The 14,615-nt window shown below is 54.1% G+C and carries 21 protein-coding genes; 4 read left to right on the plus strand and 17 right to left on the minus strand.

Features of this window, described 5'->3' with window-relative positions; translation table 11 throughout:
- Positions 1-15 precede the first annotated feature (15 nt).
- From CD000_RS09925 to CD000_RS09950, 6 genes are all read right to left on the minus strand, one after another.
- Complete coding sequence (locus CD000_RS09925; RefSeq protein WP_011230609.1) at positions 16-402, minus strand: DUF3397 domain-containing protein; 387 nt, start codon at positions 400-402, stop codon at positions 16-18.
- The gene (locus CD000_RS09930) at positions 395-1,315 is read right to left on the minus strand and encodes a 2-dehydropantoate 2-reductase (protein WP_096225568.1); all 921 of its coding nucleotides are present in this window, start codon (positions 1,313-1,315) and stop codon (positions 395-397) included. The genes CD000_RS09925 and CD000_RS09930 overlap by 8 nt, the downstream gene beginning before the upstream one ends.
- 69 nt (positions 1,316-1,384) lie before the next feature.
- A complete protein-coding gene (locus tag CD000_RS09935; RefSeq protein WP_096225569.1) occupies positions 1,385-1,963 on the minus strand; it encodes an RsfA family transcriptional regulator in 579 nt (192 codons plus the stop codon).
- Between the two features lie 69 nt (positions 1,964-2,032).
- On the minus strand, positions 2,033-2,788 hold the full coding sequence (locus tag CD000_RS09940; protein ID WP_011230606.1) for an enoyl-CoA hydratase/isomerase family protein: 756 nt from the start codon (positions 2,786-2,788) through the stop codon (positions 2,033-2,035).
- Positions 2,789-2,954: 166 nt separating this feature from the next.
- Positions 2,955-3,128: a 50S ribosomal protein L32 gene (gene rpmF, locus CD000_RS09945; RefSeq protein ID WP_011230605.1), complete on the minus strand. Its 174-nt coding sequence runs from the start codon at positions 3,126-3,128 to the stop codon at positions 2,955-2,957.
- A 145-nt stretch (positions 3,129-3,273) separates the two neighbouring features.
- Complete coding sequence (locus tag CD000_RS09950) at positions 3,274-3,813, minus strand: YceD family protein (RefSeq protein ID WP_013523329.1); 540 nt, start codon at positions 3,811-3,813, stop codon at positions 3,274-3,276.
- 309 nt (positions 3,814-4,122) lie between these two features.
- Here CD000_RS09950 and CD000_RS09955 point away from each other — a divergent pair, with 309 nt between their 5' ends.
- Complete coding sequence (locus CD000_RS09955; RefSeq protein ID WP_014195366.1) at positions 4,123-5,343, plus strand: nucleotidyltransferase; 1,221 nt, start codon at positions 4,123-4,125, stop codon at positions 5,341-5,343.
- Here CD000_RS09955 and CD000_RS09960 read toward each other — a convergent pair.
- Positions 5,316-6,335 carry a SepM family pheromone-processing serine protease gene (locus CD000_RS09960; protein WP_011230602.1) on the minus strand — a complete coding sequence of 340 codons (1,020 nt, stop codon included), beginning with the start codon at positions 6,333-6,335 and terminating at the stop codon, positions 5,316-5,318. The genes CD000_RS09955 and CD000_RS09960 overlap by 28 nt on opposite strands.
- On the minus strand, positions 6,332-7,120 hold the full coding sequence (locus CD000_RS09965; protein ID WP_011230601.1) for a patatin-like phospholipase family protein: 789 nt from the start codon (positions 7,118-7,120) through the stop codon (positions 6,332-6,334). Before CD000_RS09965 ends, CD000_RS09960 begins: the two co-directional genes overlap by 4 nt.
- Positions 7,121-7,252: 132 nt before the next feature.
- On the opposite strand from CD000_RS09965, the gene ylbJ reads away from it, so the two are divergent.
- Positions 7,253-8,488 (plus strand): sporulation integral membrane protein YlbJ, encoded by a 1,236-nt coding sequence (gene ylbJ / locus CD000_RS09970; protein ID WP_096225570.1) that lies wholly within the window; start codon positions 7,253-7,255, stop codon positions 8,486-8,488.
- Positions 8,489-8,627: 139 nt separating this feature from the next.
- On the opposite strand, the gene coaD is transcribed toward ylbJ, so the two are convergent.
- Positions 8,628-9,122 (minus strand): pantetheine-phosphate adenylyltransferase, encoded by a 495-nt coding sequence (gene coaD / locus CD000_RS09975; RefSeq protein WP_011230599.1) that lies wholly within the window; start codon positions 9,120-9,122, stop codon positions 8,628-8,630.
- Positions 9,088-9,684: a 16S rRNA (guanine(966)-N(2))-methyltransferase RsmD gene (gene rsmD / locus CD000_RS09980; protein ID WP_011230598.1), complete on the minus strand. Its 597-nt coding sequence runs from the start codon at positions 9,682-9,684 to the stop codon at positions 9,088-9,090. The genes coaD and rsmD overlap by 35 nt, the downstream gene beginning before the upstream one ends.
- Positions 9,685-10,079: 395 nt before the next feature.
- Here rsmD and CD000_RS09985 point away from each other — a divergent pair, with 395 nt between their 5' ends.
- A complete protein-coding gene (locus tag CD000_RS09985) occupies positions 10,080-10,469 on the plus strand; it encodes a DUF7147 family protein (RefSeq protein WP_011230597.1) in 390 nt (129 codons plus the stop codon).
- A 59-nt stretch (positions 10,470-10,528) separates the two neighbouring features.
- On the opposite strand, the gene CD000_RS09990 is transcribed toward CD000_RS09985, so the two are convergent.
- From CD000_RS09990 to CD000_RS10020, 7 genes are all read right to left on the minus strand, one after another.
- On the minus strand, positions 10,529-10,798 hold the full coding sequence (locus CD000_RS09990; RefSeq protein ID WP_011230596.1) for a YlbG family protein: 270 nt from the start codon (positions 10,796-10,798) through the stop codon (positions 10,529-10,531).
- Between the two features lie 16 nt (positions 10,799-10,814).
- Entirely contained in the window at positions 10,815-11,261 is a 447-nt protein-coding gene (locus CD000_RS09995; RefSeq protein WP_011230595.1) for a YlbF/YmcA family competence regulator, read from the minus strand.
- 141 nt (positions 11,262-11,402) lie between these two features.
- Positions 11,403-11,771 carry a hypothetical protein gene (locus CD000_RS10000; protein ID WP_096225571.1) on the minus strand — a complete coding sequence of 123 codons (369 nt, stop codon included), beginning with the start codon at positions 11,769-11,771 and terminating at the stop codon, positions 11,403-11,405.
- 40 nt (positions 11,772-11,811) lie between these two features.
- The gene (locus CD000_RS10005) at positions 11,812-12,045 is read right to left on the minus strand and encodes a YlbE-like family protein (RefSeq protein WP_011230593.1); all 234 of its coding nucleotides are present in this window, start codon (positions 12,043-12,045) and stop codon (positions 11,812-11,814) included.
- Between the two features lie 12 nt (positions 12,046-12,057).
- Positions 12,058-12,441: a YlbD family protein gene (locus CD000_RS10010; protein ID WP_014195361.1), complete on the minus strand. Its 384-nt coding sequence runs from the start codon at positions 12,439-12,441 to the stop codon at positions 12,058-12,060.
- Between the two features lie 80 nt (positions 12,442-12,521).
- Complete coding sequence (locus tag CD000_RS10015; protein ID WP_096225572.1) at positions 12,522-13,529, minus strand: CAP domain-containing protein; 1,008 nt, start codon at positions 13,527-13,529, stop codon at positions 12,522-12,524.
- Positions 13,530-13,652: 123 nt separating this feature from the next.
- Positions 13,653-14,078 (minus strand): CBS domain-containing protein, encoded by a 426-nt coding sequence (locus CD000_RS10020; RefSeq protein WP_014195359.1) that lies wholly within the window; start codon positions 14,076-14,078, stop codon positions 13,653-13,655.
- A gap of 174 nt (positions 14,079-14,252) precedes the next feature.
- On the opposite strand from CD000_RS10020, the gene CD000_RS10025 reads away from it, so the two are divergent.
- A complete protein-coding gene (locus tag CD000_RS10025; protein WP_011230589.1) occupies positions 14,253-14,612 on the plus strand; it encodes a YugN family protein in 360 nt (119 codons plus the stop codon).
- Positions 14,613-14,615: the final 3 nt, after the last annotated feature.

Here is a 14,615-nt window from a genome sequence, read left to right on the forward strand (position 1 = left end):
GCTTGCTCGGCCACACTAAAGGCTCATCGCAACGCGAATGGCCATTCCGTATACAAGCAGCCCGGCGTAAAGGGAGGCAAAAATGAGAAAACTCGCCCGCCAAAAGACGCGGAACACCGTCCGCAACCGAAAGTCCGCCTTTTTCCGCCAATAGCCAAGCGCGATCGCCGCGTGCAGACCAAACAAAAAGAGAAGAAGAGGAACGAAGTACGATTTCCCAAACAGCACTGTCAGCAAAAAATAGACAGCGGCGATGAAAAAAACAGTCGCAGCGTTGACCGCGGCGTAAAACGCAGCCCGCCTCCGCCTGCCGACCAAGCGTGCTCCGAAGTAGACGAGCAAAAACAGCAGAAGCGGCGCGGTCACAAACGTCGCCAGCGTTGAAGCGAGCCAATCACCCATCCGTCTCTCTCCCTTCCTTCCCTTTCACCGCGCAAAAGACAAAGCGGACGACCGGCAGCATAGCGCCGCGCGCCTCCCCTTGTTTCAACACATAGCCCAAAATGGCGTCAATCTCCGTCCGGCGCCCGTTCGCCAAGTCCATATACATCGACGAATAGTTGTCCGCTGTTTTTTGGCATATGCGGACGACGCGCTCCCACGCCCGATTGGCGTCTTCAAGCGGCAGCACGTTCCGCACCTCATCAAACAGCTGCCTCATCATATCGCGGTACGGAGCCGTTTCTAGCAGCGCCCCGTTTTTCACTTGCAATAGAGCGGTGAGCGGATTGATGACGGCGTTGACGACAAGCTTGTCCACAAGAATGCGCTCCCAATCATCGGCCCATTCGATCGGAAAGCCGCGCTCCCCTTCCCGAAGCTCCCGGGCGTCGCCAAGTGAACCGTAGCGGGAAGCAAGTGTCAGCTTTCCGGCGCCCGTATGCGCCACCGTCCGGTCATCTAGCTTCATTGCGCCATGCTCCACGACGCCGACGAGGACATTTTTGTCGGCAAACATCGTCAACTGCTCGAGATGTCCCATGCCGTTTTGCAAAAAAACGAGCGTGCGAACGCGGCGAAACGCGTCGATTTGCGCACAGACGGAAGCGAGATCGTACTGTTTGACGGTCACAAACACGAGCGGCTCGTCCAGCTCCGCTCCAGCAAACGGCCGCGCGCGCACCGCCACGACCGATGTCTCGCCATCTTTTTTTAGCGCCACACCATGCTCGGCAAGCTGCCTTGCTTGGGACGGACGCCTCGTATAGACCGTCACCCCATGGCGCCGCCCAAGATAAGCGGCGAGCAGCAATCCGACTGCTCCGCCGCCGACAATCCCAATGTTCAATCCTTCTCCCCCGCTTTCTTGCAACATGGCGTTAGCCTTATTTTAGCAGAGATCTTCTTCTTCCGTTAAGAAAAAAAGCCGGCGAAAAGCCAGCCTTTACCCTTCGTCGACGCCTTCAGCCACTGCATTCGGCGCCGGTTTCCCGCTGTCTGTCACTATTTTGCGCGCCCGCTCCATAATGGAAAGCAGCGTTTTATACTCCTCCTGGATCGCAGCTAGTTGTTTTTGCAGCGATTCTTTTTCCATTTGCAACTTCGTTACCATTTGCTGCAGCTGCTCCATATCGTTTTTGAGCGCCCGGTTTTCATCGGCCGTCCGTCGAGCGTCGCGCGCCTTTTGCTCCTCAGCTTGCAAAAAGGCCAGCACTTCCGCCCATGACAAATGGCTTTTGACTACCGCTTCCACCTTCTCCTGCCCCTCGCTTTCCTTTGTTGATGGGGTTTCTTTTTTTCGCATCTTCCGTTCTTGCTTGGCTTGCTCGATCTCCTCCTTGTACTGCTTGCGAACGCACGAATTCCAGCGAAATCCGCACGCTGCCGCCGTCCGCGACAAGCGCCGCCCGACTTCGGCAAACGCCTCCAGCTGGGTGCCGCCTTCGCGAATATACTGAAGCACAACATTCGCCAACAACTCATCCTCTTCTTTCGTCCATGCATCTTGACGTACTCCCGTCATCCCCTTCCCCCCTTATCGCCGCTTTGTCATTATATGTATGCGGCTAGTAGAAACGGTAGAAGGAAAAAATTACTTCTTACACAAAAAAGGACGCAATGCCTGTTCATGTTCAGCCGACCCCCACAGCTCGGCGCAACGGGCGATCTCGGCGAAAAACCGCTCTCGAAACCAAGCTGTTCGCCATTTTTCGCCGGCTGCGGCCTTATATGCCTGCAAGACGGAAAGCGACCGCTCCGCATAAGGCGCCAGCCGTTCACGCCATTGTTCGCGCCAATGTTCGGCTGGCAGGATGGCGTCAACCCAACCGCACGCTTCCATCGCCTCCGCCGTCATCGGCTCGGCGCGCAGCAATAAGTCAAGCGCCCGCCCGTACGGAAGTTTGGCAAACAGCATCGACGCTCCTCCCCAGCCGGTTGTAATGCCAAGTCGGCCTTGCACAAATCCGATCCGGCTTCCTTCTTTGGCAAAGCGAAAATCGCAAGCGGTCGCCAGCTCGCAGCCGCCCCCCATCGCTGTTCCGTTGACAAGGGCGGCCGTCGGCTTCGGAAACGTCAGCAGCCTGTACAGCAGCTCTCCCATGCGCATGAGCATCTGTCTTGCCTCCGTGCCGCGCAAATGCCCAAACTCGCTCAAATCGCCGCCGGAGCAAAACGCCTCGCTGCCGGCGCCGGTAATGGCGAACACTTTCACCTGTGGATCAGCCGCCGCCTGTTCCATCGCCTCCTCAAGCGCCCCCATCACGGCAAAATTGATCGCATTCCGTTTCTCTGGACGGCAAATCGTAAACAGTGCAATGCCGTCATGATGCTCCAACATTGCTTCCATCAGCACGTCTCTCCTTTCTTCATCACATCAATGAATTGGGCGCGTTCTCTTCAATTTCCTGCCTCACGACGAAAAAAACTGCCGCCTAGACGAACAGCGTTGATTTTTTGCAGACAATCAAAAAGGCTGTCCTCTTTTCGGACAGCCTGTCGTTCGATGTCGGCCATTATTTGTTGACGACATCTCTTCCTTTGTATGTTCCGCATGCTTTGCAGACGCGGTGCGCCAATTTCCATTCGCCGCAGTTCGGGCATTGCACCATGCCTGGCACTTGCAGTTTAAAGTGTGTGCGGCGCAGCCGTTTTCTCGTTTTCGATGTTCTTCTAAAAGGTACTGCCATCATTCCCACCTCCTTGTCGGGCGCATTTTGGCATATCCATGCCGGCGGATCAGTCAACCTCGAGGCCGCCATCCGCCGGCACACAAGGCGGCTGCCGGACGGTGCGCAATATTCGGCGCCATCGGCCGGCAACGCCGACTCACGATCATTCCTCTCGTTTTTCCTCGAAAAACTTGGCCAGCCCTGCAAGGCGAGGATCTACTTTCTTTTCCCGCTCTTGCATCGCTTTCTCCCATTCTTCTTCCGACAGAACGTCCCATCCTTCCCCATGTTGCGGCGCTCCGCCGGCAACCGGTCCTTCGGCGATAAGCTGCAACGGGATTTCAAGCAAAATCAACTCGCGGATGATGGGATTCAAATCAATCGTGTCCCCCGCCACCATATGGGTGTCCTCATCGGTCTCCACGATGCCGCTGCCATCCGCAAAAAACGTCTCTGTCGTCTGAATGGAAAACGGATACGCCACATCGACAAGCGTCCGCGAACAAGGCAACACCATCGTTCCAGACAACGTCAAATGAAACGTGAATTTCGTCGATCCGACATCCGCTTTTCCTTGGACGTGCACCGGCGAAATATCGCGGATCAACGTGTCAATTTGTTTTAAATCGGACACATCGACCGTCTCATCAATCGCCATTTCCTTATGTTGAAAACGGCGAAGCTGTTGGACCGTCCATTTCATATCATCACCTCAAGGCAACGAATAAAATTATACGTTTCGTTTCTAGTTTTGTCAATGTTTTTTCTTTACAACCACTCATTCCTTGGGAAAAGAACGGCATACTCCCATCATTTCCAAATGCCATTTTGAACATGCACGGTCGGCGCGCGGACATCGGAAAACGGTCGACCCCTTCGTTTCTTTTGCTGTCCTCACCGCATGTTGCCGTTGATCTTCGCCGCTTTCTATTCCATACTAAGTTCAGATAGAATAGACAGCCATTTCGTTGCGGCCAAGCCGCGCGAATCGCCATGAAAGGAGCGAAAAAAGGTGAAAGCCGTCGGCGTGATCGTGGAATACAACCCGTTTCACAACGGTCATTTCCACCATTTGAACGAAACGAGACAAAAGACAGATGCGGACTGTTTGATCGCCGTCATGAGCGGAAACTTCTTGCAGCGCGGTGAGCCGGCCATCGTCTCCAAATGGGCGCGGGCAAAAATGGCGCTCGCCGCCGGCGTAGATGTGGTCATCGAGCTGCCGTACGCCTTCGCTGTGCAAGCGGCTGAACAGTTCGCACATGGGGCGGTGCAGCTGCTTGCGGCGATCGGCTGCCAAGAGCTTTGCTTTGGCAGCGAATCGGGGGAAATTTCCGCTTTTTTATCCGCGGCCAAAACATGGCTTGAACAGAAGGAAACGTTCGATTCCCTCATCCGCACCGGGCTGGCGCGCGGACAAAGCTTTCCGAAAGCCGCCGCTGAAGCGTGGCAAAAGTTCGGCGCCGCTCCGCTTGATTTGTCCAAGCCAAACAACGTGCTTGGTTTTGCGTATGTGAAAGCCATTTGGCAAAACAAGCTGGCGATGATGCCACGCACGATTCCGCGGCTGGCCGCCGGCTATCATGACGAATCATTTTCCCACCCGTCGATTGCGAGCGCCACCAGCCTGCGGAAAACATTGCGACAAACCGGTCGTCTCGAGTCGATCGCGGCGTACGTTCCGCCCGCTGCGCTCGAACAACTCCGCCAATACCGGGAGACATACGGGCGCTTTCACGATTGGGAAGTGTATTTTCCGCTCCTAAAATATCGGCTGTTGACCGCCACAGAGGCCGACTTGCGCCGCATCGCCGGCGTGGAGGAAGGGATCGAACACCGGCTGAAGCAACACATCGCCCACGCCGAAACGTTTGCCGCCTTCATTGCCGCCGTCAAAACGAAGCGATACACCTGGACAAGGCTGCAACGCCTATGTGCGCATGTGTTGACGAATTTCACAAAGGAGGAGCAAGCCAAAGCGGCCAACCCGACCTATATCCGGCTGCTCGGCATGAGTGAAGCCGGCCGCCGCTACTTAAAGCAGGTGAAAAAAAGCGCTGCGCTCCCGCTCGTCGCCAGAGCATCCAAACTCAACGGCGACTCTCTTTATGAGCAAGAAAAAAGAGCGGCAGCTGTGTACGCCGCCGCTTTTCCGGAGCCGCTCTACAGCGCCGCGCTGAAAGAAGAATACGCCACGGCGCCGATTTACGTTTCCGGCATCGAACGCAAATAACGAACTGCCTCGTCGAACGTATCGACCGGGACGATTTTCATATGCGTCCCGATTTTTTTCGCCGTCCGCACCGCCTCGCGATAGTTCGACGTCGGCGCACCATGTTCGTTCGGGGCGAAAAACACCTCGGCTCCTTCGCGGTCAGCAGCCACGACTTTTTGCGAAACACCGCCGATCGGCCCGACGTTTCCGTCAAGATCAATCGTTCCGGTGCCAGCGATTTTATGACCTTTTGTAATATCTTCATCGACAAGTTGGTTGTAAATTTCAAGTGAAAACATGAGCCCAGCCGACGGTCCGCCGATTTGTTCCGACTCCACGTCAACCGGCGGGTCGGTGCGGACGTCATAATCGGTCATGAGTGTCACCCCAAGGCCGACTTGGTTCGGGTGCTGTCGAAACGGCTTCAGCTCGAGCTCTGTTTCCTGCCGCTTCCGGCCGCGAATGAATGCGACGCGGACGCGATCACCCGCTTGTTTTCCGCGAATGTAGTTGACCATCTGCTCCGATGTGCCGAGCGGCTTTCCGTCGATCGCGACGATGCGATCGCCGGTCTCTAGACGGCCGGCGGCCGGCATATCAGGGAGGACGCTCATGACATAAACGCCATGAGGTTCATACGACACCGGCTTTCCGGCGTGGCGATAAGCGACGACGATCGCCGCTTCCTTCGACTGTTCCATGAGCTCAAGCTGGCGCATCGTATATTCCTTGTCGCTCTCCCCTTCCTGCTTGATTTCCTCGACCGGATGAAGCTCATAAAAAGGGCGGATATGGGCAAACAAATACGCTATCACATTCGCCCGCCCCATCCGCACCGTCGTAAGCATAAACGTTCCCTTATCGCGGTCGCCGTTTTCCACATGAACGAGCGGCTTTAAACTTTGCGCGCTTCCCGGCATCGTCACATAATACGGCAGCTTCATAAAAATAAGCAGAAAGGTGAGGGCGGCGCCAAAGAAAAACAGGGCAATATACGTCCGTTTTTTCATTCGTGTGATGGCTCCTTCCACTGTTCGATCGCTTGACGGATCGCTCCCACTTGCTTCCGCGCCTCCTCTTCCCCGCGAGCGATGATTTCCTCAATATCCTTGAACGCCCGCGAGCTATACTGTTCGACTCGCGGCCGGATCATAACGTCTGAGGCGAGCTGACGGTGAGCTACCAGTTCCGCTTGCAAAATATCGAGACTCTGCCAAATGACATCGGCGATCGACGCAATTTCCGCCTTTGTATTGAGCGGAGAGACATCGACGGCGATGACAATATCCGCTCCCATCGCTCGGACGACCGACACTGGCACCCGGTCAACGACGCCGCCGTCGACAAGCAGTCTGCCATTCACCTCCGCCGGCACAAAAATGCCAGGAATCGAGATGCTCGCCCGCACCGCCTGGGCTGCTTCCCCTTGCCGAAACACGACTTTCTCCCCTGTCTGCAAATCAGCGGCGACAACAGCCACAGGCGGGGACATCTCCTCGATTCGTTTCCCTTTCGTCAACAAGCGAATAAACTGCGTGATGCGCTCGCCAGCGATCAGTCCCATTTTCGGCACCGTCCAGTCAAGAAAATCGTTGCGTCGAAACGATTGAGCCAACCGATAGAGACGATGGAGGCCATGGCCGCTTGCGTAAAGGACGGCGACGAGCGCGCCGATGCTGCTGCCGGCCAAATAGGAAATCGGAATATGCTCCTCCTCGAGCACTTTCAATACCCCAAGATGGGCGAACCCGCGCGCTCCTCCCGACCCGAGCGCCAATCCGACTTTTGGCGGCACGCCTCCTCCCCCCTTTGTCGCAGCGCTATCCGCTTTCATCTTATGGTCTAAAACGCCCCCCTATGCTCGTATATTAGGTTATATGAGGTTGTACTACAAGAAGCCGCACGGCAAAAAAAAGGGGGAGGAAAAGTGAAACAAAATTGGGGGGCGAAATGGAAAACCGTATTGCTCGCTTCCGCCGCCACCTTGTTTGCGTTTTCGCTCATTTGCTATCCAAAACAGTCGCTTGAAGCGTCCATTCGCGGTTTAAATATGTGGTGGGAGGTCGTCTTTCCATCGCTTTTGCCGTTTTTTATCGTCTCGGAGCTGCTCATCAGCTTCGGCGTCGTCAGCTTCCTTGGCGTCTTGCTCGAGCCGCTCATGCGCCCGTTGTTTCGCGTCCCGGGCGTCGGCGGATTCGCCTGGGCCATGGGAATGGCGTCCGGCTACCCGTCTGGAGCCAAGCTGACCGCCCGCCTGTACCAGGAAAAACAGCTGACGACGATTGAAGCCGAACGGCTCTCGTCGTTCACCAATTCATCCAACCCACTTTTTATTTTTGGAGCTGTATCAGCGGGATTTTTCAACAACCCGCAACTCGGCCTTGTGCTGGCCGTTTCCCACTATTTAGGAAACATTAGCGTTGGGCTGATCATGCGCTTTCACGGCATCCGAAAAGAACGGAGGCAATCGAAGCGGCAGCCATGCTCATTTTCGCTCCCGTATGCGCTGCGCACACTGCACCGCACGCGACTGAAAAACGAACAGCCGCTTGGCAAACTTCTTGGCGACGCCGTGCGCTCTTCTGTCCAAACACTGTTAATGATCGGCGGTTTTATTATTCTCTTTTCGGTTATGAATAAACTTCTGTATATGATGCATTTGACCGAACAGCTTGCCCCATTGCTGCGCCATCTGCTCCGCCTTGCCCAGCTGCCGGAGCAGCTTGACATCCCAGTGTTTTCCGGCTTGTTTGAAATTACACTCGGCAGCCAAATGATCAGTCAGACCGATGAGGCGATGCTGATGGAAAAAGCAGTGGCAACAAGCTTCGTCCTCGCTTTTGGCGGTTTTTCCGTCCAAGCGCAAGTCGCCAGCATTCTCGCCGAAGCGAACATCCGCTTTCAGCCGTTTTTCATCGCGCGCTTGCTGCACGGAGTGTTTGCCGCTTCCTTTACATACTTGCTTTGGAAACCGTTGTACATCAAAACAGCCGGCGGGATGCCGACCCACATCCCAGCGTTTCTTCACGCCGCAAAAGACAGCGCTTGGAATGAAGGCTGGCGGTTGCTGCAGCAATACGGGCCGCTCCTGACACTGTTGTTCCTTTGCCTTTATATATGGCTCGTCATCAAGGAGGTCAGTAAATCGCGCGGGCGCTCATAAGACGCTTGAGCGCCCAGCTTTTTGGCAGCAAAAAGCCATCGGGGCGGTTCGCGTCGTCTCAGCCGTGAGCCGCCCTTGACGGCAAAACCGGGCCGGCGCCGACTGCAATGTTCGCTTAAGCGGCTTTCATAAGGAAGCGTCAATCAGCGGCCGTGGACGCAAATTTCCGCTTCAGCGCCTGCTCAACAACCGGGGGCACGAGCTCGGAAATATCGCCGTTGTATTTCGCCACTTCTTTGACGATGCTCGAGCTTAAAAACGCATACTGGCTGTTCGTCATCATAAAAAACGTTTCAATGTTTTCATCAAGAACGCGGTTCATCGACGTAATTTGCATTTCGTATTCGAAATCGGACACAGCGCGCAAGCCGCGCAAAATGGCATTCGCTTTTTTGCTGCGGGCGTAATCAACAAGCAGGCCGTGAAACGCTTCGACATGGACGTTCGGAAGCGTCCGCGTCACCTCACGAAGCAGCTCGATCCGCTCCTCGACAGTAAACAGCGGCTTTTTCGACGAGTTGTTCAACACCGCCACATACACTTGATCAAACACTTTCGCCCCTCTTTTAATAATATCCAAATGCCCGTACGTCACAGGGTCAAAGCTCCCGGGGCAAACCGCAATGCTCGCCATCGCTTCCATCCCCTTCCCATCTATAAATCGTCACACCGGTGATACCGTATGTTTCCCGCTTCCATCGTGTCAGGCCGCCGACCTCCTCCGGCAGCTCCGCCTCCGCCGAGTGTTCAGCGACGACGACGCCGTGCGGTTCCAGCAACTGACGCCCGGCGATCGACGACAGCAACGTCGGCCACTGTTTCTCTTTGTACGGCGGATCAAGGAAAATAACCGCAAAGCGGAGGCCGCGCTTCGCTACCGCCTTCAGCGCCCGCTCGGCGTCGTTGCAGTAAATTTCCGCCCGCTTCTCAAGCCCGCAGGCCGCCACGTTTTTTCGGACCGTCTGCACCGCTTTCCTGTCTTGATCGACGAAAATGACGCGCTCGATTCCTCGGCTGAGCGCCTCGATGCCCAAGCCGCCGCTGCCAGCAAACAAATCAAGACCGTTGCCGCCTGAGAAATATGGCCCGATCATATTAAATATCGCTTCTTTGACTTTATCGGTCGTCGGCCGCGTCGACATCCCTGGAACCGCTTGCAGACGCCGTCCTTTGCATGTCCCGGAAATGACTCTCATCGCCTTCACCCAATTCACCGTTTCAAGGTGGCCTTGTCATCCATTTGATTCGTTGTTTTCATGGTAATCTTACCATAAAGTTGATGATCGTCAAACTACGGAATTTTTTCGCCATTCATGTATAGAAATCGGCAAACGGTCCATAATGAGTAATGGCAACACGCTTGACGCGTTGTTGCCAGTGACGGAGAAGACTTACGTTTCCCCATAAGTTCTTCCTCCGGTTTCTCCTCTCCCTTTTCTTTATTCTTTCCGATCCTTGTTCCGCCCTGCGCGGAGGCAAGGAACTGGAAAGGGCCTTGCGGGTTCATTTCCGCAAGGTTTTTTTTGATTGCAATTCGCGAGGATGGCCGGTAAAGTTAAGGGTGGACGATGCTTGCAAGGGGGAACGATTCATGATCCAACGATTTATCGAACTTGGCGAAGGATATTCCGATATATATGAGCTGATTGCATTGGCGAAGGCCAACCGCCATCGTTTGTCCGGATTCTTTGTCTTTCATACGGTGAAAAAAGGCCAGGCGGTCGTCTCCTTGGCCGTTGTCCTTCATCCGACGGATCCCGGCGATTTCCAACCACTTTACATTTGCCGTGAAGGCATTCCCGATCCGTCCGTCAAGCCAAACAAACGGTACGAACTATTTATGGAAACCGCAAAGGAACTGGGCATGGACGTCATTCACCTTGATGTTAAGCCATCGACGATGTTCGCTGAACCCGATTTATATTACCAACATTTGATCGGCATTATGCGGATGAATCGCTTCATCCCGCCGCTGCAGTAAACAAAGAAACAGCGGGTCGAAAAGCCGGTGCCGGCTTTTTTTCGACCCGCTGTTTTCCTTCATCCAAGCGGATACGGGGAGTCTTTTTCCTTCTCCCCTTTCGATTCAAATTCCAGTTTTAAAAATGGGCGGTACGACGGCTCAACCCGCTTGACGAACGGAAGCGAGGCGAGCTTTTTCATTACATGGTCGACTTGCTCCATATCACAATACAGAACAGCATACTTCAGCCGTTTGGAAATGTAATGAATGTTGCCGAACTTGCGCAACTGTTTCCCATATTTCAGCGAATGAAGCCAAACGATAATCCCTTGCCGTTTTGGAAACATAGTCCCTTCCCCTTTTTTATGTGCGGCAGCCGCAGCTTCCGCCCGCCCCGCAGCCACCGGAACAGCCCGCCGACAAAAAGTACGGATTTCCGGTCGGCACTTTCACATGTTCGGACACCGCTTTGCCGATCAGCACGCTGATCTCATCAAGCAACTCTTGCATCGCCTTCTCCGCCTCCTTAAAGGCGGCGACCGTCTCATGCAAATCGAGCTCCCGCTTCGCTTCGCGCACTTCTTTCATCACGTCGCGGTAATCAGGATGGTATTTTCCGAAGCGCTGCACTTCTTCGTAGCGCTCCTTCAGCTTGACAAAGCGAGCGATCAGCTGCTGGGCGCGGCGGTCTTGCTTCAGCCGCCAAAAGGCGCGGCGGTATTCGTCCGCCACGTCCGACTCGACAATCATTTTGGCCAACGCTTCTGCTTTATCTAAAATCTCGATGCGCTCGAGAGTCGCAATCTTCACCAAATGGCACCTCCATTATCCATCATACCATGAACGAAAAGAAAATGAAAAGGAAAGAGATAGCAAAGAAGCAAACAAAAAAAGGCGATCCAGACTGTGCCGAATCGCCTCTGTTCGCCTTTTAAACGATCGTCGTCATCTCTATCGGATGGCGACGTCAAATTCGTGCGTCATGCCGGTTGCTTTCCCATCATTGTAGACGAGCTCAAGACGGATGGTATGTTTCCCGCTCGGCAAACCGCGCACGATAAAGGCGGCCGTGTATACTTCCGTCAATTTTTGCCCGTTGACATAGACATTAATGTGTCCGCCGCCGCTCCCTTTGCGGAACGGAAAGTGGACGGCAACACATTCAATGAATACGTCGCTTCCTTTCACTTCATGCTTCACCTGAAGCGGACCGCCCACTGCTTCGGCGTGAGCGGAGGACGACGGCGCCGGCTCAAAGAAGGCATACGCCGCAAGCAATATGACAGCCGCAAACCATGCAAACCACTTTGGCAAAGACATCACTCCCTTTCGAAACTAGTCTTTGCCATTGGCCGCCCGATTAGTCGCGCATGGCTTTAAACATTTGCCACATAAGCGACGCCATTTGCAACGATTGGGAGATTCTTTCCACTTTGTCAGGGATCGTCAGCTCATAGTGGCGCAAGGCGGCCAATTGAAACGTCGACAGTTCATGCGGACGGCGGGCAAGGAGCCGGTACCAGCGCGGCTGTTCGCGCAAAAACGCGCGCAACATCGGTGTTCCTTGCACATATTGCCATACATCTTTCCTCATCGCCACCACCCTTTAATCTTTGCGGAACGAAAACGGATGCGCTTCTTTGTTTCTTTGTTCTTGACCGGCCCCTTGAAATTCGGAAAGAATGCTTTGGATCGCCGCGATCGCCTGCTGGACGTTCGCCAAATGTTTTTGCACATCGGCTGCATCGATCTGTCCAAGCATAGACGCGAGCTTATCGAGCCATTTGTTCGTTCCTTTTTCCTCCTCTTTTGCCGCACCGTTTGTTTCCCGATACGGCTCCCATATGTCATCGTCTTCCCCGAACAAATACCAATCCTCATACACTTGTTTCCACGTCTTTTTGCCACTGCGCACCTCTTGGATGATTTTTGGATGTTTTTTCACAAACTGTTTAAACTGTTCAACGGAAGGATGCAGAGGCTTGACCATGGCGGTTCTCATCCCTTTCGTCCACTCATGCCTATCTGCCATATCATATCGCATCCAACAAAGAGAGGTGCGCCCAATTTTTAGAGCGGCGTAAAGAAGTTTTGCGTATAGTAATCGGCGTAGACGCCAACGCCCAAGCGGGTGAACTCTTCGTTCAACATAATTTTCCGATGGTTTTGGCTGTTCAGCCATCCGATGGTCGCCTCAACGCCATCGACTTGATGGGCGGCGATATTTTCCCCGGCAAGCTGGAACGGAATGTGAAGCGCGCCAAGCCGCTTCGATAAATCGCCATACTGCGGCGACTCGTGGGAGAAAAACCGGTGATCATGCATATCTCGGCTATGTTTTTCCGCAGCGGCAGCGGCCTTGTCATCCCACATGAGAGAGGAAAGCCCATGGCGACGGCGGATCAAATTCGTCCAGTCAAAAATTTGCTTCGCGTTGGCCGCATCAACAGCCTGTCGCTTTTCTTCCGACAGCGGCGCGGCCGCCGGCAGGCTGCCGCGGTAAACGAGCTCGTACGGCCGCAACTTGACGAACGTTTCTGCATCCATCAGGCGGATCGCCGCCACCTCGTCGGTAAAGCGGTCAACATACAGCTGAGCGTAGACGCTGCCAACTTTGACAACCGGCCTTGATGAGTAATCTTGTTCAGACAGCTCAAACCAGTATGTCCCGCTGCCTAGCTTAATCTCAATGTTCGATAGCACCGGCATCGTTTGAAAAATCGTCTGCAACCGCTGGCCGACCGCAAACGGTTCAACGTTCACCTTCTCTCCGCCGACAAGGGCGGTGACGACGCGACCGCACAAGATGCCAATCTGCACGTACGACTCGGGTCGACGGCTGTACACCCACCAGTCATATCCGTAAGCTGACGGGTCGATTCGGTCTGGGGCGCCAAACAGTTTTTTCGCCTCTTGCGCCGATTGCCCGATCAACGCAACGATGCCGGCCGTCGCCTTCGGCTCTTTCAACATGTATCGATTCGTCTCTGGCTGCTTCGGGGGGCTCGGGGGCGGCGGACTCGGCACAAAATAATACAATCCAATCAAGAAAAACAAAAAAAGGAAAAACCATTTCACACGGCAACTCCCGCTTTCTGCGCAATCTCCTTATTGCCATTATAGCCGTTTTTTAGAGGCAAAAAAAAGAGGACACCCAAAAAGAGCGCTCCTCCTCGAAAGAAGCCGTGTCCGTTGCATTTGTCAATGGATGGCGCCTTGTTCGGAAATCTCGCTTAACGCACGACCCGCGCGTTCATCAGAATAGCGGTTCGTCGCCAAATCGCCGAGCGAGATGATGCCGACCAAACGCCCGTTTTCTACGACTGGGAGGCGGCGAATTTGGTGACGTGCCATCATATCTGCTGCCTTTTGCACCGAATCGTCCGGAGAAAGCGTGACGAGATCGCGGCTCATCACTTCCGTCACCGCAGTCGAACCAGGACGTTTTTCAGCCATGCCGCGCACGACAATATCGCGGTCGGTAATCATTCCGACAAGGCGGCCGTCATCGACAATCGGAATCGCCCCGACGTTGAAATCGCGCATTTTTACCGCCGCTTCGTAGAGATTGTCAAGGGGGGTGCAATATTGCACATCCGTTGACATGACGTCCCGTACCGTTTGCATTCTTCGTCTCTCCTTTCTACCCGTATTGTGCGCCGGATCACACAAAAAATGCGAGCGAAACGGAAACAACGGCAAACAATTCGTTGAAAAGCAAACCGTTTTCGTACTATTATAAATGAGGGGATGATTTCCTGTTTGGCGCTTTTACATACTGTGTTGTTAGGAGGAAGAAGGATGAAGTTTGAAAATACCGGACTGGAAAATCAGACGGTCGAACTATCCCGCCTTGATGACATTATGGAGCGCCTCGGCTTTGTACGCGCGGCGCAATGGGATTATGAACGGGTCACATACGACCGGAAATACGTCGTGAAAGAAGGCACCTACTATTTGCGCGTTCAAGGATACGCCATTGAGGGAAACGTCGATTCGCGCTATGCACTCATTAAGCTGCTCACGCCGATTTTAGGGAAACATTACTATCCACACGGCGTCGAATACGGCGATGATGAGCATTTTCCGTCCTCTCTTGTCAGCCAATGCCAAAACGTGTTGGCGCAGGTCAAAAGCGAGCTTGAAAAAATCAAAGAATAATCA

Origin of the sequence: Geobacillus sp. FJAT-46040, from assembly GCF_002335725.1 — a bacterium.
Lineage (GTDB): Bacteria > Bacillota > Bacilli > Bacillales > Anoxybacillaceae > Geobacillus > Geobacillus thermoleovorans.